Below are 23837 nucleotides of genomic sequence, written 5' to 3'. Positions count from 1 at the left end.
GGAACCCCCCCGAAAACCAAGCGTCAGGAAACAAACAGGAAGAGCGTTAGCCCGCTAATGGTCTGCTATTATCGGGAAACTGAGGTAGCGTTAAATTCTGCCAAATATAGCCGACCCGCTACCTGGTGTCGATCGCTCGCGGTGAAAGCTGCCGTCAGCACCCGTTAACACGATCGAAAAGAATAAGTTTACTCGGCTAGTCCTAGTAAATTCTATGGAATTATAACTGTTAGTGGTTTAGTGGTTGTCGCTCTTTTCCTACCACAGTTAGATTAAAAGGGGAAGCGCAAGTCAGTTGGAGACACAAAAATGACAGGACTTTTTCAAATCGGGGATAAATTACTGCAAGCTCAGGATATGCCATCGCTCCTGAAGCGCTATCAGTTGATGCCACAATTTTTGCGGGGCGTAATCATCGACCAAGCGATCGCATCCTTCAGTTGCAGCGACGAAGAACGCCAATCCGCCTTGGAGAACTTTCTGGTTCAGCACCAACTGACAGCCCCCGAAGCCAGAGAAGCTTGGCTTCGCAGCCAGCATATGACCCTAGAAGAACTTCAAGAAATGGTCACCAGACCCTTGCTGATCGAAAAATTTAAGCAAGAAACTTGGAGACCTAAAGTAGATAACTATTTTTTAACCCGCAAAGCCAGCCTAGACCACGTAGTCTATTCCCTGGTCCGCACTAAAAATCCAGCATTAGCCAACGAACTATACTTTCGCATCTCGGAAGGGGAACAAAGCTTTGCTGAAGTGGCCCGGGAATTTTCCGAAGGCCCAGAGTCCAAGTCCGGTGGCTTGTTAGGACCAGTACCCCTCAGCCAGCCGCACCCAGCAATCAGTAAACTTTTGTCAGTGAGCAAACCAAATCAACTTTGGCAGCCACGTCCTCTGGCAGAATGGATGGTCATTATTCGACTAGAAAAATTCATGCCAGCTCAGCTAGACGAATCCATGCGACTGCACTTAATTAACGAATTATTTGAAACCTGGGTCGCCGAACAAATATCGAAAATAGGCCCGCTACAGCCCCTCTCTTCGGTCTCTTCAATATCATGAAGATCTAGCAATGGGGGGTAAGTTAGCCCCCATTGCCCCTCTTGGACCGTGGAGACTCGATGGACGAAACTCCGCATCCTGACCACCATCAAACAGTAAAGGGTGCGAATCAATTTTTCAATCTAAAATCTAAAATCTAAAATCTAAAATCGGATGACTTCTTCCGCTGTTTCCCCATCTCAGATTCAGGATTTCCTGGCTCAAACTCCCCCTTTTGACCGACTCTCGGAGACGGCACTCACCGCTTTGGTGGCGAAATGCCAACTGTTAGGTTATCGGACTGGGCAGCCGCTGTTTGAACGGGAAAAAATGCCGACTCAGGTGGCAATTATCTATGATGGTCAGGCCCGACTCCTAGGCTTTGACCAGCGCTCTCAACGCCACGTCAGTTTACGGTTGGTACAGCCCAAGGAAATTCTCGGCTGGGCGGGTTTGCTCAGATGTGTTCCTTGCGAAACTGCCATCGCTTCTACAAATGTAATTGCGATCGTCATACAAGCCGAAGATTTTCTCAGCTTACTAGAAAAACAGCCGCAATTTGGAGAAGCCTTTCGCGAACATTGTTCCTTGAGCGAAGTATTTGAACTGTTGAGCCTAGAATTGCAACGTCAGGCCGATTCCTCCTCTAACCTCAAGGACATCACTGTGCAAGCTTGGCAAGATGCAAAAGTGATCAACTTGCCCAATGGTAACAAAAAAACCCAAGAGCTCGCCAAAGAGTTAGAGGGCGATCGCATTTGGCTAGTCAGCAGTGGCGTCTTGGGCGACTTTCCCACCGGCAGTCGCTTACATATTAACGGCGAAGTCAAATCCCTAAAAGTAGAAGGCCGCCTGGGCACTCGCTTGGTAGGCTTCCGGGAACCCCCACCACCAACACCAGAAGCAGATCCCCTAAACGATCCCGCAGAAATCGAACCTGGAGACTTGGAGAACCAGAGTCTCTTTGACAAAGTAACCATCGCCCCACCGCGTCCCCCAGAACCCTCATCGGGCCAAACCAAGGATGCTGCTAAATACCCAGTTTTCCGGGGCCGAGGGCAAATAGACGGGCCACTAGCTTGCTTCCAGATGTTAAGCAAGTATTTTGGCATGAAGTTTCGTCGAGATATCATCCGCAAAGTTCTCGACAATCAGTTAAAAACCGCTGGTTCTATCAGTATCCAAGCCTGCGGTGCGATCGCCCAAAGCATCGGCCTGACACCTCAAATGGCCCAAGTACCAGCAGAAGCCATCAACCGCATCAAAGCCCCGGTAATGATTAAATGGAAAGACAGCTTTGCCATTATTTACAGCATTACCGAGCAGGAATTAACCATCGCCAGCCCCGAAGAAGGGCTGATGCGAAAGCGCGTAGCTCAGTTTAGAGAAGTCTGGGGAGAATCAGGAGAAGTCCTGCTGCTACAAGCCCCGCAAGTTGAACAAAAAGAGCAGTTCAGCTTCTGGTGGTTCGTGCCAGCCTTGATGGAACACAAGACAGTATTTATTGAGGTGTTGCTCGCCTCGTTTTTCGTACAGCTATTCGGTCTTGCCAATCCCTTAATTAGCCAAGTAATTATTGATAAAGTATTAGGTCAACGCAGCATTGATACCCTAGATATTTTAGGGGCATTTCTGTTAGGAGTTGCCTTGTTTGAAGGACTCCTCAATGCTTTGCGTACCTTTTTGTTCATAGACACTTCCAACCGCATAGATGTCAAATTAAGTGCCGAAGTCATCGACCACTTACTCCGGCTTCCCCAGAATTACTTTGACAATCGGCGCGTGGGAGATTTGGTCTACAAATTTAGCATGATGGGCCAGATTCGGGAATTCATGACCGGTACAGCCCTGACAGTAGTTCTCGATGCAGTATTTTCGGTGGTTTACGTCGCCGTGATGCTGTCCTACAGCGTTCAGTTAACGGCAGTATCTTTGGCCGTCGTACCAGTCCTTGCCCTGATGATCGTGCTGATCAATCCCCTGGTGCTGCGCCTGATTAAACAAAGAAATATGCGTTTTGCTGACTCTCAATCTTATTTAGTGGAAGTAGTCAGCGGGATTCAAACTGTTAAGGCGCAAAATATTGAATTGAAATCCCGCTGGGAGTGGTCTAGCCGCTATGCTAAATACATTACTGCCAGTTTTAAAACTATTATTACGGGGACTACAGCCGGTACAATTAGTAGCTTCTTAAACCAAGTCGGTAACTTAGCTCAGTTGTGGGTTGGAGCTTATTTAGTATTGAACAATGACATCACTTTGGGTCAGTTAATTGCTTTCCGAATTATTTCGGGGAACGTGACAGGTTCATTGCTCAGGTTTGTTAGCGTTTGGCAGAGTTTCCAAGAGGTGTCAATGTCGATCGATATGCTTAAGGATGTCGTCGATACGCCCACGGAAACCAGCGATGAAGACCGGAGTAACATCCCAATGCCCGCCATTCAAGGACAGGTGGCCTATGAGGAGGTTTCTTTCCGATTCCTGGAGAGCGGCCCCCTGCAATTGGCTAATGTGAATTTGGAATTTCCGGCTGGTAGTTTTGTGGGAATTGTGGGAGGAAGTGGTTCCGGTAAGAGTACGGGGATGAAGCTGTTACAGCGTCTGTATCCGCCGCTGTCTGGTCGGATTTTTATTGATGGCTACGACATTTCCAAGGTGGAATTGTATTCCCTCCGCAGCCAACTAGGGGTGGTGCTCCAAGATACTTTGTTGTTTAACTGTACGGTGCAGGAAAATATTGCTCTGAGCAATCCCGACGCGAGCACGGATGAGATTGTCCGAGCTGCGAAACTAGCAGTAGCCCACGATTTTATTATGGGCTTACCCGCTGGCTATAATACGGTAGTGGGAGAGCGGGGTTCTTCGCTTTCTGGGGGTCAAAGGCAACGTTTGGCGATCGCCCGGACAATCTTGCAAAACCCCAGACTGCTGATTTTGGACGAAGCTACCAGCGCCCTAGACTATCATTCCGAACGCCAAGTTTGTAATAACTTAGCAGAAGCTTTTAAGGGTCGCACCGTGTTTTTCATTACTCACCGTCTGACTACCATCCAAAATGCGGATGTGATTATTATGATGGATCAAGGTGCTGTCGTCGAGCAGGGAACTCATAAAGAATTAATGAGTCTTAAAGGGCGTTACTATTGCCTCTTCCAACAACAAGAGTCATCTAACACTTGATAACCAAACAATTACCAAATAACTAATAACAAGTAAACCCATGGCAATGAAATCCATAATGCTCTCAGAGCAACCAGTCATTCTAGAAAAACCAGCGATTTGGTCGCGCTTATTTTTGTGGATGATCATGTTGATGACCACTTCAGCAGTAGTTTGGGCCTATTTTGCTAGCGTAGAACAAGCCGTACCCGCCGTCGGTCAATTGGAACTCAAAGATGGTGCTAGAGACATCCAAGCGCCTGCTACAGGGGCAGTGGTGAGAGTTCACGTCGAAAATGGCGATCGCGTAGAAAAAAACCAGCCTTTGCTTACTTTTAACCCCGTGGCATCCAGTGCCGATTTCACATCCCTGAAGAAAACCAAAGAAGCCCTGGAAAAGGAAAATAAATTTTACCAAGACGTGGTTAATGGCAGCATTCAAGGTCCGATTCCTTCTAATCTAGAATCAACCATCAAAGATAGGCAAAGCATCAGTGCCCAAAATCAAGTGCTGCAAGCCTTAATTGACGAACTCTACCTGAACCGAGGAGCCAGCGGTAATTTTGATGCAGCTCAACAAGGACTTTATGTTAATTATCGATCGGAATTTTTGTCTCGTGCAGCCGCCGTCCAAGGACAAATTCAGGAGTTGCAAAAACAACTCAAGCAAGCTGAAGATGCCGAAAAAGCAGCAGGCGATCAAATGACAGTAGCCCAGCAACAATTGGGTTTTGCTCAGAACCAATTAAACTATTCTCAGCAGCAATTAGATTCTGCCAGAGAGCAAGTAAAATCTGCCGAAGCTCAGAAAATCTTAGCCGACGAACAGTTAGCCAAGTCCCAACAGGTGCTCAAGTCCAATCAAGGCATTTTGAGCAGACTAGGCCCACTGGTGGAAGCAGGAGCGATCGCTGAACTCCAAAAAGAAAAACAGGAGCAAGATGTTTTCCGAGGCCAAAGCGACGTCCTGAAACAACAAGATCAAATCAAGCAGCGCGAAGGTGAAATAAATGCCCGTAAAGGCGACATCAATACCCGCAGAGGTGAGATAAACACCCGCAGAGGTGAGATCAACGCCAGACAAGGTGACATCCAAAAAATCACGGCTGAAATCCAACGCCAGCGAGGAGAGCAAGAACGAATTCAAGAATCGATTAAGCGAGCAGAGGAACAGTTGAAAAACACCAAGGATTCCTGGGCAAAAGAACTGTATACTAAAATTTCCGAAAACCAGAAACAAATTGCCACCAGCGATTCTCAACTGAGTCGGTTCAAAGTAGAAAACCTGAAAAAGCTATCAGAGATCAATTCTCAACTAGAAAAGGCACAGGAAAACCGTAACACTCAAGTTCTGAAGTCCCCAGTATCCGGCGTGATTTTTGATTTGAAACCTTCGACCAAGGAGAAATCAGAATTAGATGTGGCCAAAGATCCGATCTGCCAATCCATTATTAACTCAGTGCTAAAACCGGGGGAACCGCGCCCCAAACGCTGCGAAGAAGCTTATTATGAAGCGCAGCAAACTGAGAAATTGCTCAAAGTGTTGGATGACGAAAACGGTTTGCAAGCAACTGTTTATCTAGAAAACAGCAACGTAGCCCTGGTATTGGATGCTTTGAGACAGAAGCGGGCAAAATTGGAGCAGTATCACGGCAAACAATTGGATGGAGAAAAGATTGACTGCGAAAAAGGTAAAAGTTGCGCTTGTCCTGAGAAGGAAGTTAACAGAGAGAAACTGGGTTTGACTAAATACCAATGCGTGCCTGTGGAAGTGAATGTAGAAGCTTTCCCAGCGATGGAATTTGGTACTGCTGAAGGTGAAGTGATAGAGATTAGCAGCGATGCTGTGGCTCCGACTGAACTGCGGAAATACTACGCTTTTAAAACCACAATTAAGCTCAAAAATCAAAAGTTTGTTTTGAACAAGGACAAACCGAATCAAGTGGAAGTTAATTTGCAGTCGGGAATGGCCGTCAGTTCTAATATCAATATTGGTAAGCGGACTGTTTTGCAGATGTTTATCAACCGATTTACTGGCAAATTGGATACCTTCAAGACTGTTAAGTAGCCACTATAATTCAGCGATTGCAGGGCTTTTATACAAGCGATAGTCCGGCAGGGGTTAAAACCCCTGCCTCAAAGGAAAAGTCCTCTTACATAGGACTCAGAAGAAGCATTTTCAATCATTAGTCATCTTTGAAAAGACTGTCACTATTAGACAGGGAATTCATATCCCGCTATATTAAATAGATTGCTGATATTTTTCCAACAATTCCGAGATGTAATCATAGCCATCAACTCCGATCGCCGGAATGATACTTCCTCGACTCTTAGCCAAAGACTCCTTGAAAGCCTCAGCCCCCATTTGTCCCCGCAGAATAGTCAGCAAACCCGCCGATTGACGCCACTCCATCGCCCCAATTTGCTCTAAAGTATACATCCCCAAACTGCCAGCAAATATCGCTTTTTCTAGCTGATTAATGCTATAATAAGCTTGAGCTAAATAAGCCAAATTCAGACCTTGCAAATACAAGTCCCCGGAAAATTGGGCCGCTTGCCAACCTTTGACCAAATATTCGATCGCACTTTCAGAATTTTCCAGCGCAATTTTAGCAATCCCCAGACTGCTGGAACAAAAAGCTTGACTTTGCCTGTCTCCCAACCTTTCCGAAAGCAACAAACCTTGTTCCAAATAGCCGATCGCACTTTCATACACTTCTGGTTCCACATCCTCCAACTGCCGCGCTTGAAACACCTCGCTATAACCCAAATTAGCTAGAGCATTCGCCTCACCTTGGCGCTCACCCGCTTGTCGTGCCAAAATTAAAGCCCGCTGACTGTAATTAATCGCTTCCTGATAGTTTTTCTGAGAAACATAGTTGCGGCTGATGTGATTTAGATTCGCAACTTCGCAGGCTTTGTCATCTTCTAGACGAGCAATTTCCAGGGCTTCTTTGTGCAGTAAGATCGATCGCTCATAGGCTCCCACAGCCCGCATCGAATAACCCAACAACGTCAAAATTCGAGCCTTAGCTTGAGTACCTTCTACCCGTCGCAGGGGTTCATCTAAATACTCCAAAGTGTGGCGCAGAGATTTGCCATCAAAGGAGGCAAAAATCCCGCCGTACAGCGGAAAGTATTCTCGTTGAGAAAAAGCCCGCAAAATTTGCAGAGTTACTTGAAAACAAGCATTTGCCAACTGTTCGCCACTTTTGGTAGAATTGTTAAACCCCGTGGCTAACTGACTCCAAATTACCGCAAAAGTAATATAAGTAGAAATAGAAGCTTTGGTTGACACTTTAGAATCATAAACTTGCTTGTCAAACCATGTCGCCAATGCCCGCTGCAAGCACTGCAAAATAATCGCCAATTCCACCAAAGCGCCTAACTCTAAACTCGATTCTTTAGCTGCTAACTCAACTATCGATTCACCCATCGCAATTGTCTGCAAAAGAGCGTGAGGAAACGGACTTTTCACCTTTTTTGCCCAAAAAGCCCAAGGTCCAGTTTGTTCGGGACTACCGGCAAATCCTAGCTGCTGTGGCTGATAAATCCAGCCTACAAGTTCCGGTTCCAGCCGTTGCCAAGATTCTAAACCTTTGGCAATCCCAGCGGTGATTTGCTGCAAGTCCCGCTCGGTTTCGGGATTGGAAGTTTGCAGCATTTGTTGGTGCAGGGATTTTGCTAATTGCTGCAATTGATCGAGAGTCAGGGGCAGTTCTTTGTTGGGGTCAATTATTTGTAATAATGCTAGAAGACGGGCGTTAGATTCGGCGGTGAGGATTTGTTGGATGGCCGAGGCGATCGCACTGGAAACTCGGTTGTCCTTTTGCCAGCGTTCCCATTCTCCTTGGATAGTTTTTAGCGCTCTGAGGGTGCGATTTGCTTTGGCTTGTTTGATTTCGTCTTTTTCATTTTTGAGCAGGTTTTCGGTGGCATCTAGGCGTTCTCCGAAACAGCGTTCAAAAATTTCGCCAGTGCCGGTGCCGATGTCTTGGACGAGCATTTGATATACTTGTTCTTTGGAGCGAATTTGACCCTTGAGGGTGATTTCGACAATTTTGTCGATCAGGGCTAAGTAGCGATCGCGCAATGAGGTAGATTCTGGCATAAGTAGTGTTTTGTTAATAAAATTTTATGGACAGTGCTAGCAGCATTTAACGCTACTATTTCATCTTACAGTTTAAAAAAATGTTTGTAGTGAGGACTTTAGTCACCAGCAGTTAAAGACTCCAGTCCTCCTTACCAACTAATTTTATTTTTGGATGAAAGAGAAAGTCCTATTATTTCATTTTACAGCTCATCGGGATTAATGCCCATTGCTCGGAGGCGATCGGCTAAACGATTTGCCCGCTCTCTTTCTGAATCAGCTTGCTGTTTTTCAAATTCAGCACGTTGCCTTTCTAATTCAGCTTGCTGTTTTTCAAATTCAGCACGTTGCCTTTCTGATTCAGCTTGCTGTCTTTCAATTTCTGCTTGCTGTCTTTCAATTGCAGCTTGCTGCCTTTCAAACTCGGCTCGTTGGCTTTCCAATTGAGCTCGTTGTCTCTCAAATTCTTCAGGAGTCAGAATCAAATTCCCATTAAGATCGTACCACCGCAGCCACAACCTTTCATTTTGCAGGAAAGCACCTTGCCACAAACCCAAACTTAACTGTATTTCCGGTATCCAAAATCGAGAACCTGTTAACACTTGTTCGCGGTAACGGTTGCCAATTAAGCGAAAAACTCTCAATTGGTTGTTGTATTTGCTAAACACAAAGTAATAAGGAATCCGCAAAATTCTCTCGTAAACCTGCCACTTAGTCGGCGGTTTGTTTGGTTCAGATTCTGTCATCCCTAAATCTTCATCTTCCGTACTTGGTGACAGAAACTCGATCGCAATTAAAGGATTGACTGCTTCATCCCAAATTACGTAACTTTGGCGCAAGTCTCTGTCTTGGTAAAACCTCGAAACGCCCACAACTAAATACCAATCGGGTCTTTTGTACCAATTGGGATGGTTGGAGTCGTAATATAGATTGAGATCGCTGGCCGAAAATAGGCGATCGGCTGGATAATTAGGAGGAATGCAGCTATCGCACAAAAGTTGTGCTTGCCACCGATGATATTCGTCAGGCAAACCGGGTTCCTCCGGGTCTTCACTGGGTAGATCGTACATCGTCGGCAGCACTTTTGCTTGGGAAGATTGCGAATCTGGTATGTACATTGTTATACAATTATCCCTGCGAGATGTGATATCAATTCCGGTTGTACCGGAATGATTATTGACTATTGACTCGATTTTACGCCCGATGATGGTAATACAAATTTTTTATGAGGTTGCATAGACTCCGATCCTTAAAGAGGGCGGGCACGGGGGCACCGCCCCTACAAGGGGGGGGACAAGATTCTGCTCAAAGTCCCCCTTCTTAAGGGGGATTTAGGGGGATCGAGATATCTGCAACTTCCCATTAAATTGGTATAACGGATTTGATGTTAAGGAGATACGGGCACTGCGGTAATTGTGATATTATAGCGCGCTGCGATTTCTTGTGGCAGAAAATCAGTATCTTTTGCACCGGGAATTTTATCTAGATAGCAATCTTTTACTGCTAGCATAAAACCTTATGGGCTATAATCCTTGTACTTGATGAGCTGTCTCAGCCATTTGAATAATTGTATCTACATTCTCATCAAATTGGTTTCCAGAGTCCGGGCGATGTAAATACGAATTTAATGGGTCGTTGCACATATTTCGATCCCCCTAAATCCCCCTTAAGAAGGGGGACTTTGATCGGAATCTTATCCCCCCCCTTGTAGGGGCGGTGCCCCCGTGCCCGCCCTCTTTAAGGATCGGATTCTATGCAGCCTCATAAAAAATTGGTATAACTCTTGCTGGGAATTTGAATATATGAATCCGGCATTTCATTGTGCTGGTGAATAGCAAATAAACGGCGCTCAATTTCTTTAAGAACTGCTGCATCATAATAAATCATGCCACAATCCAGACAAATCTCAACAGGCGTTTTAGGAACTAGCAAGTATTTACCTTGATGACTGTAAAGGTAATTGATTTTACGTTCCTCATAGCGGTTACTACCGCAGGTATTGCATCGGATTTCTCGCATGAGTTTATATTTTTATTTACTAGCTTCCACCAAAAGCGGTTCGACTCGCTCGTGACTAACCAGTCGGTGGGCATAAACTAGACAAGTCTGAATATCTTCTCTTTCTAACCAGGGATAACCTTCTAGAATCGTTTCAGGAGTGTCGCCAGCGGCTAACATTCCTAGAATGTGCTCAACGGCAAGACGGCGACCCCGAATAATCGGTTTTCCGTTAAATATTTGGGAGTTTACTGTGATTCGTTCTAAGAGTTTTTGAGCATCCATAATTTGAGGCATAATTAGATATAGCAATCCTAAATCATTTGCGTAATTATTGTAGGGGCAATCCCCCCGTGGTTGCCCGTTTTGGCTGGGGTAGGCACGGGGGCACTACCCCTACATATTTGTACAAATGATTTAGGATTGCTATATCTTATATTTTATCATTTGTTTATGAGTTCCGAACCACTTACCCTCTCAAAAACCAATCCGGTTTTAGCCGCCCAAGGATTAACTCGCCGCTTTGGTGGTTTAATTGCCGTCAACGACGTATCTTTTACAGTTGAAAAAGACGAGATATTTGGACTGATCGGCCCTAACGGCGCGGGCAAGACTACCCTATTTAATGTTATGACTGGATTGATACCTGCTTCTAGCGGCAACCTGATTTATCAAAATGAAAATATTTCCCAATTGAAACCATATCAAATTGCCAATAAAGGTATGGCCAGAACTTTTCAAAATATCCGTTTATTTGGGGAACTTTCTGTTAGTGAAAATGTCGCGATCGCCCGACACATCCACAGCCGATCGCACAATCCCGTATTATCACTGCTAGCGGGCATATTTGCGTTGCCAGCATCGAACGCCATGGAGCGCCAAACCCACGAGAAAGCGTTGGAATTGTTGGAATTGGTCGGATTGGGCGATCGGGCGAACGAACAAGCCAAAAACTTGTCCTACGGCGACCAAAGACGCTTAGAAATTGCCCGCGCCTTAGCCCTAGAACCGCAAATATTGTTATTAGATGAACCTGCGGCGGGCATGAATCCCAATGAAAAGCATAAATTAAGTGAATTTATCCGGGAAGTGCGCCACAAGTTCAATTTAACTGTAATATTGATCGAGCATCACGTACCGCTGGTTATGGGATTGTGCGATCGCATTGCCGTGCTCCATTTCGGCCAGCTAATTGCCTTGGGTGAACCTGCTATTGTCAGGAATGACCCTGCTGTGATTGAGGCTTATTTAGGAGATGAAAAATAACTAATTTATGGCAAATCCGGCGATTGGAAGGTTGCAAAATAACCCGGCGATTGGAAATCGCGTCTACACAAACAATGTCCGCCTACGCGGACTAAGAGTAATAGTTAGTATTAAATGTATCTCCCAGTCCTCTTGAGAGGACTTTCGCTATGAGACAGGGAATTCATTCCCTGTCGGACTATCGGACTCACCGACAAACAAACTGCTGGGAAATAGATAGTTTATTATCAACAATCAAGTCACAAAGAATGCACGAAACTCCACCCAAAACCACCCAAAATATCCTCTTAGAACTCAAAAACCTTTCTGTAAACTACGGCGGAATTCAAGCCCTGCAAAATATTAATCTCACAATTAATGCAGGCGAAGTTGTCACCCTCATCGGTGCCAATGGTGCGGGCAAAAGTACCACACTCAGGGCTATTTCCAAAATAGTGAATTTGCATCAAGGACAAATTATTTATAACGGGCGCGATATTACCCGCCGCCAAGCCCACGAAGTTGTCCAACTCGGAATCGCCCACAGCCCAGAAGGGAGGAGAGTTTTGGCGCAGCAAACGGTGTTGACAAACTTAGAATTAGGGGCCTATGTGCGATCGCAAACAGCAGAAATCAAAGCAGATTTAGACTACCAATTTAAACTGTTTCCCAGACTAGCCGAACGCCGCCATCAACTATCGGGAACCCTCAGCGGTGGGGAACAGCAAATGTTGGCGATCGCCCGCGCCATGATGTCGCGTCCGAAACTGCTATTATTAGACGAACCCAGTTTGGGTTTAGCCCCCGCCATAGTCAAAGAAATATTTGCAATAATTCAACATTTGCGCTCCACAGGCGTTACAATTCTGTTAGTCGAACAAAACGCCAGTTTAGCATTGCAAATTGCCGATCGAGGTTATGTACTAGAAGCTGGTAACATTACTCTCACAGGCAAGGCATCAGATTTGCTAAATGACGAGCGAGTGAGGAGGGCATACTTAGGTTGACTTGGTTAATTTTAGGAATTTTTACCGCCTTCTTTGAAGCCGTCAAAGACGTTTTTGGTAAACAAAATCTCAAAAAAAGTGACGAATATGTCGTCGCTTGGTCCCTGTCATTCTTTTCAGTCATCTCTTTGACTCCCTGGGTAATTTATACAGGAATTCCGGCATTAAACTCTCAATTTTGGTTCGCCCTATTAATCGGAGGTAGCATCAACGCTGTCACAGCCCTACTCTACATCAAAGCCATCAAAGTATCAGACTTATCCCTGACAGTACCCCTGGTAGCATTGACACCACTATTCATGTTGCTAACTTCACCCTTAATTGTTGGTGAATATCCCAAACTTTTTGATTATATTGGCATTTTTCTAATCGTAACAGGCTCTTACTTACTCAATATCAAAGATAAATCCCAGGGATATTTAGCCCCCTTCAAAGCACTGGTAAAAGAACCAGGACCGAAATTGATGTTAATGGTGGCATTCCTATGGAGTATTACCTCAAACTTTGACAAAATAGGAGTTCAAAATTCATCCCCAATTTTTTGGATATTTTCTATATTTGGTACAATGAGTATCTTGCTACTCCCAGTTTTACTGCACAAAACCCCAAATCCCAGCCGCAAAATCCTCAAACAATTACCGATGCTAGCAGCTATGGGATTTTTCAATGCTATCGGAGTGCTTTGTCAAATGCAAGCTTTGACATTAACCTTGGTAGTACAAGTAATAGCTATCAAACGTACTAGCGTGTTAATGGGTGTATTGTTCGGTCACTTTATTTTTAAGGAAAAAGATATTCAACAAAGATTACTAGGCGCAGCAATAATGGTTTTGGGAGTTTTCGTTATCAGTTTATAGATTAAAACCTCAGAAACAAGAAATCATCCATCTCTCTCTTCTCTTCCTCTGCGTACTCTGCGCCCTCTGCGGTTCAAAAAATCTAATACAACCGGATTGAAAATAAGTCATGTTATACTAAGAGCGATCGCACAAAATATATTTATCCAAATTAACTTAAAATTAAATGCACAAACTAGCAGCAACACCAGGAGGCTGGAACCCCCAAGCCGAAGGAGTAATCTTTATTCAACAAACCCCCGCACCAATCGTATTTATTAGTGCGGCTGATACAGATATTCAAACCCTCGCAGCCGCTGCATCAAAACTACCAGCAGAATTCCCCAAACTGCGCGCCGTCAATCTCCTGCAATTGCAGCAACAACTAACCATTGATACCTATGCCGAAGAAATTTTACAACACGCCCAGGTAATTATTCTAAGGTTGTTAGGAGGCCGTTCCTATTGGTCTTATGGCTTGGAAATACTGCGTGAAATAGCGGAAAAGACTCAAGCTAAACTGATTATCATGCCTGGTGACGACAGTCCAGATCCCGATTTAATTAGTCATTCAAATATATCGCTATCAGCAGTCAATCAACTGTGGCGCTACTTCACAGAAGGCGGAGTCCAAAACTTTGTCAATGCCCTAAAGTTTGGGGCAGATACTTGTTTAAAAACTGCTTACAATCCGCCTTTACCTCAAACCGTTGCCCGCGTGGGAATTTACGAATGGAGTGGAAGTGCGAGGGGGTGTTTTGAAACTTTGCAACCAGATTTCGATCCCCCTAAATCCCCCTTAATAAGGGGGACTTTGATTCCTGATTCCAATCCTCCCAAATCACCCTTAAAAAGCGAGACTTTGACCACTTCTTGCTCCCCCCTTCTTAAGGGGGGTTGGGGGGGATCTCCGGGGGTGGAAACAGATGCTAAAGGACAGGAAGAGGGCGGGCACGGGGGCACCGCCCCTACAGTGGGAATCTTATTTTATCGCGCTCATTATTTATCGGGAAATCTTGCACCAATTGATGCACTTTGTCAAGCATTATATGACCGAAATCTAGTACCTGTTCCCGTGTTTGTGTCTTCCTTGCGAGAACCAGATTTGCAAGTGGAGTTGCTAGAATATTTCCAACCAAAAGACGCAGCACCAATTCAATTATTGCTCAATACAACAAGTTTTGCAGTCTCAGGTTTCAACAGCCCCGAAGCAGAACAAAATACCTTAAAATTATTAAATGTTCCCGTCTTGCAAGCCATATTTAGTGGCGGTGGTTTACAACAGTGGGAAAGTGACTTGCAAGGACTTTCGCCCCGCGATGTGGCGATGAATGTAGCTTTGCCAGAAGTGGATGGGAAAATCATTACGAGGGCGGTTTCTTTTAAGGCTGTTCAAACTTGGAATAACGAATTAGAAACTGATGTTGTGGGTTATGTCGCTGCGGCCGATCGCATTTCATTTGTAGCAGATTTAACTACAAATTGGGTCAAACTTAAACAAACTCCTCCAGCCAACAGACGCATCGCCATCATTCTCGCCAATTATCCCACCCGCAACGCCAGATTAGCCAACGGTGTCGGCTTGGATACGCCCGCTAGCTGTGTGGAAATCCTGAAAGCTTTGCAGCAAGCTGGTTATCAAGTAGATAATATTCCCCACAGCGGCAACGAGTTAATTGAAATGCTCACATCCGGCGTGACAAATGACCCGGAAGGACGGGAATTGCGCCCTATAAATCAATATTTAGATTTGGCGGAATATCAAGATTATTTTGCAACTTTGCCACAGCAAGTCCAAGATGGAATTTGTAACAGATGGGGCTTAGCAACGGGAGAAAAAACGGAACTTTTGGCTGCCCATCTGTTTCCCATTCCGGGGATTCAGTTTGGCAATGTGTTTGTGGGAATTCAACCATCACGGGGATACGAAATTGACCCTAGTTTGAACTATCACGCACCGGATTTAGAACCTACTCATAATTACCTAGCTTACTATTATTGGTTGCGCCAAAATTTTGGTTCTCAGGCAATCATTCATGCGGGAAAACATGGTAATTTAGAATGGCTTCCCGGTAAAAGTGTCGCTTTATCCAGCAATTGTTACCCCGAAGTTGCATTAGGCGCAATGCCAAATTTTTATCCGTTTATTGTCAACGATCCGGGGGAAGGTTCCCAGGCAAAAAGACGCTCCCAAGCCGTGATTATCGACCACCTCACCCCGCCCATGACTCGCGCCGAACTTTACGGACCTTTGCAGCAGTTAGAGGCTTTAATCGACGAATATTGCGAGGCGCAAAGCTTAGATCCGTCTCGATTACCGATGATTCGCGATCGCATTGTGGCCCTCACCAACCAAGAAAACTTAGACAAAGACTTAGGAATCCAACTCAATAAATCAGAATTCACCGAATTTATCACCCGCACCGATGGCTATCTTTGCGAACTAAAAGAATCCCAAATTCGCGACGGATTGCACATTTTTGGACAGTGCCCGGAAGGCAGGCAGTTGAGAGATTTGATAATTGCGATCGCCCGCCATCCCACCAACGGGCGATCGGGCTTAACCCGCGCCCTAGCAGAAGACTCAGGCTATGATTTCGACCCCTTAACCTCCGATCCCACCTCCCTAATTCAACAGCGCACAGCGGGCGATTTAACAGCAGAAATAGAAACACAAGCCATTCAATTAGTCGATAAATTAATCGAGAACCTCCAGGTTGAGTCCCGTGAATCTGCGATTAAAAATCTCCCCATAGGAAAAGCAACCAAACCAGAAATAGACTGGATAGCCAACTATCTTTTACCATCACTCCTCCAAACAAACCAAGAAATTACCAATCTTTTGCATGGCTTAGATGGCCGCCACATACCCAGTGGCGCATCAGGGGCACCCACCCGCGGCCGCCCCGATGTATTACCCACAGGCCGCAATTTTTACTCCGTAGATATCCGCGCCATTCCCACAGAAACTGCATGGAGAGTGGGGAAAGTTGCAGCCGAAACTTTAATCGAAAGATACACCCAAGAAAACGGCGAATATCCCAAAACTTTGGGCTTGTCGGTGTGGGGAACATCCACCATGCGAACCGGAGGAGATGACATTGCAGAAGCTTTAGCATTGATCGGAGTTCAGCCAGTTTGGGATGGCCCTTCGCGCCGAGTTGTAGATTTTGAAGTCTTGCCAATTTCAGTTTTGGGACGGCCCAGAGTCGATGTTACTTTGCGGATTTCTGGCTTTTTTCGGGATGCTTTTTTTAATTTAATTGATTTGTTTGATTCGGCGGTAAAAGCGGTGGCAGATTTAGATGAACCAGCCGAAACCAATCCTTTAGCAGCACAGGTTAAGCAGGAAATTCAAGATTGGGAATCGACTGGTTTGAGTCGGGAAGAGGCTAAATTGCGATCGCAATTTCGCGTCTTTGGTTCCAAACCCGGTGCCTACGGTGCGGGACTTCAAGGCATAATTGAAGCTCAAAATTGGACAGATGATGGAGATCTAGCCAAAGCTTACATTAATTGGAGCAGTTATGCCTATACAAGTACCCCCCCTTATCAAGAGGGGGCTAACTCCACTCATACCCCCCCAACCCCCCCTTATCAAGGGGGGGCTAACTCCACTGATACCCCCCTTTTACAAGGGGGGGCTAACTCCAACTCTTGTCCCCCCCCTTACCAAGGGGGGGCTAGGGGGGGTGAACTTACCGGGGGTGAATGGGGATGTTCCGCACCCGAAGCATTTACCAAACGCCTCACCCAAATGCAAATAGTTCTGCAAAACCAAGACAACCGCGAACACGACATTTTAGACTCCGACGATTATTATCAATTCCAAGGTGGAATGACGGCCGCAATTCGCAATTTGCAAGGCAAAAATCCTGAAACTTATTTCGGAGATAATTCAATTCCTGAGAATCCCAAAGTGCGGCAACTGCGGGAAGAAATTGCGCGGGTTTATCGCAGCAGGGCTGTGAATCCTAAATGGATTGAAGGGGCGATGCGACATGGTTATAAGGGTGCGTTTGAAATTGCCGCAACTGTTGATTTTTTGTTTGCTTATGATGCTACCGCAAATTGTGTTGAGGATTTTATGTATGAGGGAATCGCTGAGGCTTACATTTTTGACGAAAAAGTGCAGGGCTTTATCCAGGAAAATAATCCTTGGGCACTGCGAGATATGGCTGAAAGATTGTTAGAAGCTCGTCAGCGGGGGTTGTGGGAGTCTGCCAGCCAGGATATACTGGATAAATTGCGATCGATCGCCCTGGAAGCCGAAGCCGTCATCGAGTCGAAGTAATTTGTGAAGCGATCGTTACAAATTGAAATAGATTTTCCATACTCTTAAATTGGATGCAGAGCATGAGAATTAAAAAAGAATGGCAAATATTTTCAGTGTTTTTAGGCCTATTTGCACTCTTGACAAGACCAGTCGCAGGAGCCAATGATGCTTCTCGGTTAGCGACTATTGAATCCCTGGTAGATTTTCATACTTTTATTATTGATAATTCTCGATTTTTGTGGACAATAGATAAATATTTCTACCAAGGTCATTTTTACTCTGACAAGCCTCCTATACTTTCCATATATGGTTCATTTTTTTACGCTTTTCTCAAGGCGATCGGCATTTCTTTTGATAAAAATCTAATGCTGGCTAATATGCTAATAGTAATTTTAGTTGTAGGAGTAGCTACAGCTATTGGCATGATTTATTTATATAAAGTTTTGTGTTTGTTAGAAGTAGAAGAAACCTGGATAGATGTAATTTTAATTATTGCGGGTACGGGGACTCTCTTGTTACCTTACTCAACTGTATTCAGCAATCATGTGGTTAGTGGAAGTTTACTTATTGCTGGTTTTTACTATCTACTCAGGGTCAAAGAAAGTATTACATATTCTCTGGTTGCAGGTTTGTTAATTACCCTAGCTGGTAGCATTGATGTAGTCGCTTTTATTTTTCTGCCATTTCTGGCTGTCAGCTTTTTTAATAAACCCCTGAAATCAAAGATAGTTTTTTCTTTAGCTTGCGCTGTAGTCCTAATAATTTACTTACAGTTAAATCTTTACACGTCTGGCAGTCTGCGACCGCCTTCTATGAACAAGTCTCTGTGGGAATATCCTGGTTCTGTCTTCGATAGTACAACCCTTTCCGGTTTAGCATATCATTCAAATTTTCCGGCTTTAGTAAATTACGCTTTTCATATGATTATCGGTCATAGAGGCTTGATTTCTTATACTCCTGTTTTAGTATTTTCTATTTGGGGATTTGTGAAAATTTACCAAAACAAAGAATTAAAATATCGCCAAGAATATCTGTTGATTTTTTTGGCATCTTCTGCCTATGTGCTGATGTACATTCTGCGTTCTAACAATTACAGTGGTTATTCTTATGGAGTCAGATGGTATGCCAATCTCATGTTTTTGCTCTGCCTACCACTAGCTCAAATCAGCAATGATATCAAACATTCAAAACTTTTAAGAACAGCTTTTATAATAGTGAGTTGTCTGTCAATTTTTATCTCTTTTGTGGGCGTAAATCATCCTTTTGTCGCCGTTGATGAACAGCATCCTAGTTCATTTTTTAATGCTTTAGTTTATACATTTAAGCCCATAGATACTCAAATTTACGGGAATAACCAGGCAATGCAACTGTCGTTTTCCAACTCTTTGCTATTTGCACTCAAGCAGTTAAGGGTAATTTTAATAGCAGCACTGGCTGGTTTGTCGTGTTACTTGTTAGTGAATCGTGTTAAGAAATTTATCGCAAACAGACCTGTGGTTGAGGGTTAAAAAAATGCGTTATCTCATCCCACACAGAAATACCCTAACCCAACAGTAATCGATAGCTAGTGAACTTGCTCTAGAATATTAAGGATATAACCATCTCAAATCCCTAATCTCAAATCGATAACTAGCTGAAAGCTTTATGATTCGCGACGAAATTGTTAGTCTCAGCACCCATATCCTCAAACGTACCTGGACGATAGCCACCTTGCTAGCAGTAACTTTGGGATGTTCCTCAACCAATCTGCCCCACACTGTACTGACGCAGAGGGAAATCTCGCCAGTCCAAGCACAGCCCCTGGAACCTGTTGTGGCTAATAACTCCAAAAAACCCAAAAAGTTCGCTAGCGCGCGTTCTTGCGCCGAAAATGATGGCTTCACGGAGTCAGTAAACTTTGCCACCCAAGCTTCTAATTTGGCTCAATCAGCCAATTCAAAACAAGAGTGGGATGAAGTAGCAGCCCTGTGGGTGCAAGCTGTAGCTTGGATGCAAGCTGTTCCTCCAAGCAGTCCCAAACGGGCTTTTGCTGAGAAAAAAGTGGTGGAATACATGAGAAACCTGGCTTATTCGCAACAGCAAGCAGGGACAAGCCGTCAAACTTCCGCCAGCTTCAGTAGCGATTTGCTTAACGAACAACTAGAACTTTATCTATCCTACGTGGCGACGGTGGGCCCGCCTGATGTTTTGATTGTGGGGAGTTCGCGGGCGCTGCAAGGTGTCGATCCCAAAGCACTAAAACAATCTTTGGCGCAAAAGGGTCGATCGGGCTTAACCATATTTAATTTTGCAGTCAACGGTGCCACCGCACAAGTAGTTGACTTTCAACTGCGGCGACTATTAAAACCCCAGCAGTTACCTCAAATGATTGTCTGGGCTGATGGGGTACGGGCGTTCAATAGTGGCAGAGTCGATCGCACTTTTAACTCTATTATCGCTTCCGAGGGCAATCAACTTTTAGTTGCCGGTATTCGCCCTAAACTCCCAGAAGATGAACCCAACGTGATTCCCCAGTGTTACCAATTTCCCCAACCTTGTCCCAGGGGTACTTTCCAGAAAGCAAGTATTTTGCCGGTTGCTAAAATTGACGATCGTAGAATAGGTATCTTGCCGGTTGCTAACACTGCTGTCATCGGCATCAATCCAGTCAGCGAGTTGGCAGACTCGATCGACTCCAACGGATTTCTGCCCCTGTCTGTCCGTTACAATCCCAACACCTACTATAACGATCGCCCTTATGTTTCTGGTAGATTCGATCGCGACTACGAAAACTTTAACCTCGGAGGTAAACAAGCCCAAGCCTTCAATTCAGTCATCGCTTTGACCAAAAGTCGCAAAATTCCATTGGTTTTTGTGAGTTTACCCCTCACCGACGACTATCTAGACGACACTCGTATCTGGGCCCAACAACAATTTCGGCAACGAATGCAGCAACTCTCCCGCCAAAAAGGTTTCGCTTTCCGCGAGTTATCCCAGCAGTGGCCCAGTCGCCATCAGTATTTTTTTGACCCTAGCCATCTTAATCGGTTTGGGGCGATCGCGGTTTCTCGTCTCATCGCCGCCGATACCAGCATCACATGGCCCAACCCCAAATCCCCAAGCATCGAGGGGTGATCTCAAATCCTATCTCTTCTGGGACTCTGTATTCTGTGGGGTTAGAGCGTTCCGGTGTCACCGGAATTGATATGATGGCGATCGGCAACGAATTCCATCTCAATTTCTAATAATCGCAAAACAGAGTTTCGCGAGTCGCCCTACCTGTTACCGGATTAGTGCCTTTGGCAACTAGACAAAGTTTTTCCAACATATCGTCCCGCAGCAATGTCTCAGTAAAATCAGCACCGTCAATCACCGCTCCTTCTAATCTAGTATTGTAAGCAAAAGCACCTTCAAGAATAGCATTAGTTAAATTTGCTTTCATCATGCGAGCCAAATCTAAAGTAGCACCCGTGAAATTAGCACCTTCTAAATTTGCTTCTTCCATATTGGCTGCAAAAAAACTGACGCCCCGCAAATCTGCATTGGTAAAATTGCTGTTGCGAAGATTAGCTTTATTAAAACTGTCGTCTGTCAGCACCCGCCCACTAAAATCAGCGCCAACAAGGATTTCTTTGTCGTGATCCAAGGCTAGGGCTGGTGCGGCATTAATGCCGATCGCCCCAGCGACAAATACTGCTAGAATAACAACACTGAGCAAGAAAGTATAAATATGTTGGCGAATTCGAGAATCCATACAAGTTAGCGCTAATGAGCATCTGTGATAGTTCAAAATTGAATTTTACCAGAAAGGGCGATCGCCCGTTAGCGAAGCCCTCGAACCGGATTGCTCTTGCTGACTCCAATTGTTCCCCATCTTCCCACTCTCGCCAACTCGGCACTTTAGGAGAAAACTTAGTCTCCGAGTGGTTGCAGCAGCAAGGCTGGGAAATCCTGCACCGACAATGGCACTGTCGATGGGGAGAAATTGATATCATTGCACAGGGAACAGATCGAGAGAGTACAGTCCAGGAATGTCCTGAAAACTCCCGATTCCCCATTCCCGATTTCCCATCTCCGACTTTAGCATTTGTAGAGGTTAAAACTCGCAGTCGGGGCAATTGGGATACCGATGGAATCCTGGCGATTAGTGCGGCGAAACAAGCAAAAATTTGGCAAACTGCCGAAATATTTTTAAGTGCTTACCCCGATTTAGCAAATAATCCGTGTCGTTTTGATGTCGCCCTAGTCAGGTGCGAATCTTCAGGGCTAAAGACTCACAAAAGATTATCATCAACGACAGCCAACTCTCAACCCGCACTTACAGGCACTTACCTGCTAACTTTGCAAACATACATTCGATCGGCTTTTAGCCATTAGAAATGTCATCTAATTTGAAATTTTAGGTATTAGATGTTAGATTCTGAAATTGTTGCTGCCGAGCCTAGTGCCATCACAGCCAATTTCTGCGCCCCTGAACTCAGGCCAAAGTTTCGGGACAATATCCGAGTCCCTTAACAAACTGATGGCGAAAGGCTTCAATTTCCTTGCGATCGGGACTTCCGTGACAAACTACGGCTACCTGGTAACGGCGCATCACGCTCAGGGGCGACTGTCCCGTTTCCAAACTCCAAAGTGCCATTTGTAACCGAATTTCAGGATCGTAAGGAATCCCAAGTTCATTCATAAAAGCCCGAAAATCCCCGTGCATTTCTGGAGTTAAATATTGGCTCATTTTCACCTTGACTACCCAACCGTTAATTTGGTGAATCACGGTGATAAATTGCAAGGGCAGATGACTAGCCCTGCGTAGGTAATCCACGACTCTTAGAGTGAGGCTAGTATTGGCGATGTAGTAGAGGTATTCCATAACTATCCTTCGAGCAAAGCTGATGCTACACCTCTATTCTCCCCTTCTAGATCCGCCGCTACAAGGGGAAAAGCACCCTACTTTGGATGGGGGTTTTTACCCAATTTGTTACCAAGTTGACAGATTTTTGACAGGAATTCACCCGATGACAGAGATAGACTGGTCTTTGGACGCCTATGACTACGAACTTCCCCCCTCGCGGATTGCCCAAAATCCCGTAGTGCCCAGGGACAGTTCCCGCTTGCTGGTGGTAGATTCTGCCAGCACCCAACAACACCGGATTTTCCAAGATTTGCCAGATTTACTCAACCCAGGCGATTTGCTGGTACTCAACAATACTCGCGTACTCCCAGCTAGGCTCTACGGGCACAAACCCAATGGTCCGGCTGTAGAGATATTGTTGATGGAAGAACGACAACACAATTGCTGGCTGGCTTTGGTTAAACCCGGAAAACGCTTGAAGTTGGGAGCGAAAATAGAGTTCGATCGGATCGCTCCACCTGGCCACGAGGAAGCCTCCGGCCCCTGTTGTTGCCTTGGCGAAGCAGCATTAGCCACACTACCGGAGCGCCTGACTGCGACAGTTATAGAAAGGGACGATGCCACAGGAGGGCGACTGTTGGAGTTTAATCTGCCTACAGAAATGTCTCTCATACCTTTTTTGGACGATTATGGTCACGTACCCCTACCGCCCTACATTGACAATTCCCAAGCAGCGCCAGAACAGTACCAGACTGTTTATGCTAATCGACTAGGGGCGATCGCAGCCCCCACTGCTGGCCTACACTTCACCCAAGACTTGTTCAGCCGCTTGCAGCAGCGGGGAATTGAAAAAACTTTTGTCACCCTCCATGTTGGAGTCGGGACTTTTCGCCCCGTGGAGGTGGAAGACGTGACGACTCACCGGATGCACGGGGAAAGGGTGGAAGTATCCCCCGCCACCGTCGAAAAAATCCGCGAAACTAAAGCCAGAGGCGGGCGGATTATTGCTGTGGGTACGACAGCAGTGCGAGCGTTGGAAGGGGCGGCCGCGGCCACAGAGACCAAAATTGGTGATTTTCCCTTGCAACCTTTTTATGGCCAGACAAATTTGTTTATTTATCCGGGTTATAAATGGCAGGTAGTAGATGGGATGATTACCAATTTTCACTTACCCCGCTCTACATTGTTGATGATGATCAGTGCGATGATTGGTCGATCGCGCGTGCTCGATTTATATAGAGAGGCCATCGCCCAGGAGTACCGCTTTTATTCCTTTGGCGATGCCATGCTGATTTTGCCCGAAGCGTATCAGATTAAAGAGGAGATTGAATGATGGGGCATCGGGTTGGCCCCATGCCCC

The 23837-nt window shown here is 45.4% G+C and carries 18 protein-coding genes; 11 read left to right on the top strand and 7 right to left on the bottom strand.

The genetic code is table 11. The features are described 5' to 3' along the window. Positions 1–309: 309 nt before the first annotated feature. From AAFP14_RS13225 to AAFP14_RS13215, 3 genes are all read left to right on the top strand, one after another. Positions 310–1059 (top strand): peptidylprolyl isomerase, encoded by a 750-nt coding sequence (locus tag AAFP14_RS13225; protein WP_341732711.1) that lies wholly within the window; start codon positions 310–312, stop codon positions 1057–1059. Positions 1060–1212: 153 nt separating this feature from the next. Continuing rightward, the gene (locus AAFP14_RS13220; protein ID WP_341732710.1) at positions 1213–4218 is read left to right on the top strand and encodes a peptidase domain-containing ABC transporter; all 3006 of its coding nucleotides are present in this window, start codon (positions 1213–1215) and stop codon (positions 4216–4218) included. Positions 4219–4258: 40 nt separating this feature from the next. Beyond that, entirely contained in the window at positions 4259–6265 is a 2007-nt protein-coding gene (locus AAFP14_RS13215) for a beta-barrel domain-containing protein (protein ID WP_341732709.1), read from the top strand. A gap of 174 nt (positions 6266–6439) precedes the next feature. Here AAFP14_RS13215 and AAFP14_RS13210 read toward each other — a convergent pair whose 3' ends face one another. The 5 genes from AAFP14_RS13210 to AAFP14_RS13190 all read right to left on the bottom strand — a co-directional run bounded on the left by AAFP14_RS13210 (position 6440) and on the right by AAFP14_RS13190 (position 10582). After that, a complete protein-coding gene (locus AAFP14_RS13210; RefSeq protein WP_341732708.1) occupies positions 6440–8308 on the bottom strand; it encodes a hypothetical protein in 1869 nt (622 codons plus the stop codon). A gap of 182 nt (positions 8309–8490) precedes the next feature. Beyond that, positions 8491–9405 carry a Uma2 family endonuclease gene (locus AAFP14_RS13205; RefSeq protein WP_341732707.1) on the bottom strand — a complete coding sequence of 305 codons (915 nt, stop codon included), beginning with the start codon at positions 9403–9405 and terminating at the stop codon, positions 8491–8493. 269 nt (positions 9406–9674) lie between these two features. After that, the gene (locus AAFP14_RS13200; protein WP_341732706.1) at positions 9675–9797 is read right to left on the bottom strand and encodes a hypothetical protein; all 123 of its coding nucleotides are present in this window, start codon (positions 9795–9797) and stop codon (positions 9675–9677) included. A 251-nt stretch (positions 9798–10048) separates the two neighbouring features. Next, positions 10049–10306, bottom strand: coding sequence for a type II toxin-antitoxin system MqsA family antitoxin (locus AAFP14_RS13195; protein WP_341732705.1), 258 nt, complete (start codon positions 10304–10306; stop codon positions 10049–10051). A gap of 12 nt (positions 10307–10318) precedes the next feature. Then, positions 10319–10582 (bottom strand): DUF433 domain-containing protein, encoded by a 264-nt coding sequence (locus tag AAFP14_RS13190; RefSeq protein ID WP_341732704.1) that lies wholly within the window; start codon positions 10580–10582, stop codon positions 10319–10321. 156 nt (positions 10583–10738) lie between these two features. Here AAFP14_RS13190 and AAFP14_RS13185 point away from each other — a divergent pair, with 156 nt between their 5' ends. The 6 genes from AAFP14_RS13185 (at position 10739) to AAFP14_RS13160 (ending at position 20763) form a co-directional block, all read left to right on the top strand. Next, complete coding sequence (locus AAFP14_RS13185) at positions 10739–11551, top strand: ABC transporter ATP-binding protein (protein WP_341732703.1); 813 nt, start codon at positions 10739–10741, stop codon at positions 11549–11551. Between the two features lie 248 nt (positions 11552–11799). Further along, complete coding sequence (locus tag AAFP14_RS13180) at positions 11800–12537, top strand: ABC transporter ATP-binding protein (RefSeq protein WP_341732751.1); 738 nt, start codon at positions 11800–11802, stop codon at positions 12535–12537. Then, positions 12534–13394: an EamA family transporter gene (locus AAFP14_RS13175; protein WP_341732702.1), complete on the top strand. Its 861-nt coding sequence runs from the start codon at positions 12534–12536 to the stop codon at positions 13392–13394. The genes AAFP14_RS13180 and AAFP14_RS13175 overlap by 4 nt, the downstream gene beginning before the upstream one ends. A 166-nt stretch (positions 13395–13560) precedes the next feature. Next, on the top strand, positions 13561–17667 hold the full coding sequence (cobN, locus tag AAFP14_RS13170) for a cobaltochelatase subunit CobN (RefSeq protein WP_341732701.1): 4107 nt from the start codon (positions 13561–13563) through the stop codon (positions 17665–17667). A gap of 62 nt (positions 17668–17729) precedes the next feature. Then, positions 17730–19157, top strand: coding sequence for a hypothetical protein (locus tag AAFP14_RS13165; RefSeq protein WP_341732700.1), 1428 nt, complete (start codon positions 17730–17732; stop codon positions 19155–19157). Between the two features lie 136 nt (positions 19158–19293). Beyond that, the gene (locus AAFP14_RS13160; RefSeq protein ID WP_341732699.1) at positions 19294–20763 is read left to right on the top strand and encodes a hypothetical protein; all 1470 of its coding nucleotides are present in this window, start codon (positions 19294–19296) and stop codon (positions 20761–20763) included. A gap of 106 nt (positions 20764–20869) precedes the next feature. On the opposite strand, the gene AAFP14_RS13155 is transcribed toward AAFP14_RS13160, so the two are convergent. Next, entirely contained in the window at positions 20870–21382 is a 513-nt protein-coding gene (locus AAFP14_RS13155) for a pentapeptide repeat-containing protein (RefSeq protein ID WP_341732698.1), read from the bottom strand. 14 nt (positions 21383–21396) lie between these two features. On the opposite strand from AAFP14_RS13155, the gene AAFP14_RS13150 reads away from it, so the two are divergent. Further along, positions 21397–22005, top strand: coding sequence for a YraN family protein (locus AAFP14_RS13150; protein WP_341732697.1), 609 nt, complete (start codon positions 21397–21399; stop codon positions 22003–22005). Between the two features lie 100 nt (positions 22006–22105). On the opposite strand, the gene AAFP14_RS13145 is transcribed toward AAFP14_RS13150, so the two are convergent. Then, positions 22106–22495: a hypothetical protein gene (locus AAFP14_RS13145; RefSeq protein WP_340521259.1), complete on the bottom strand. Its 390-nt coding sequence runs from the start codon at positions 22493–22495 to the stop codon at positions 22106–22108. 145 nt (positions 22496–22640) lie between these two features. Between AAFP14_RS13145 and queA the strand changes: the two genes are divergently transcribed. Beyond that, the gene (gene queA / locus AAFP14_RS13140; protein WP_341732750.1) at positions 22641–23810 is read left to right on the top strand and encodes a tRNA preQ1(34) S-adenosylmethionine ribosyltransferase-isomerase QueA; all 1170 of its coding nucleotides are present in this window, start codon (positions 22641–22643) and stop codon (positions 23808–23810) included. The last annotated feature ends 27 nt before the right edge of the window (positions 23811–23837 follow it).

The sequence above is a fragment of the Microcoleus sp. EPA2 genome (assembly GCA_020882975.1).
Classification (GTDB): domain Bacteria; phylum Cyanobacteriota; class Cyanobacteriia; order Cyanobacteriales; family Microcoleaceae; genus Microcoleus.
This window is presented reverse-complemented; position numbering and strand designations above follow the sequence as displayed.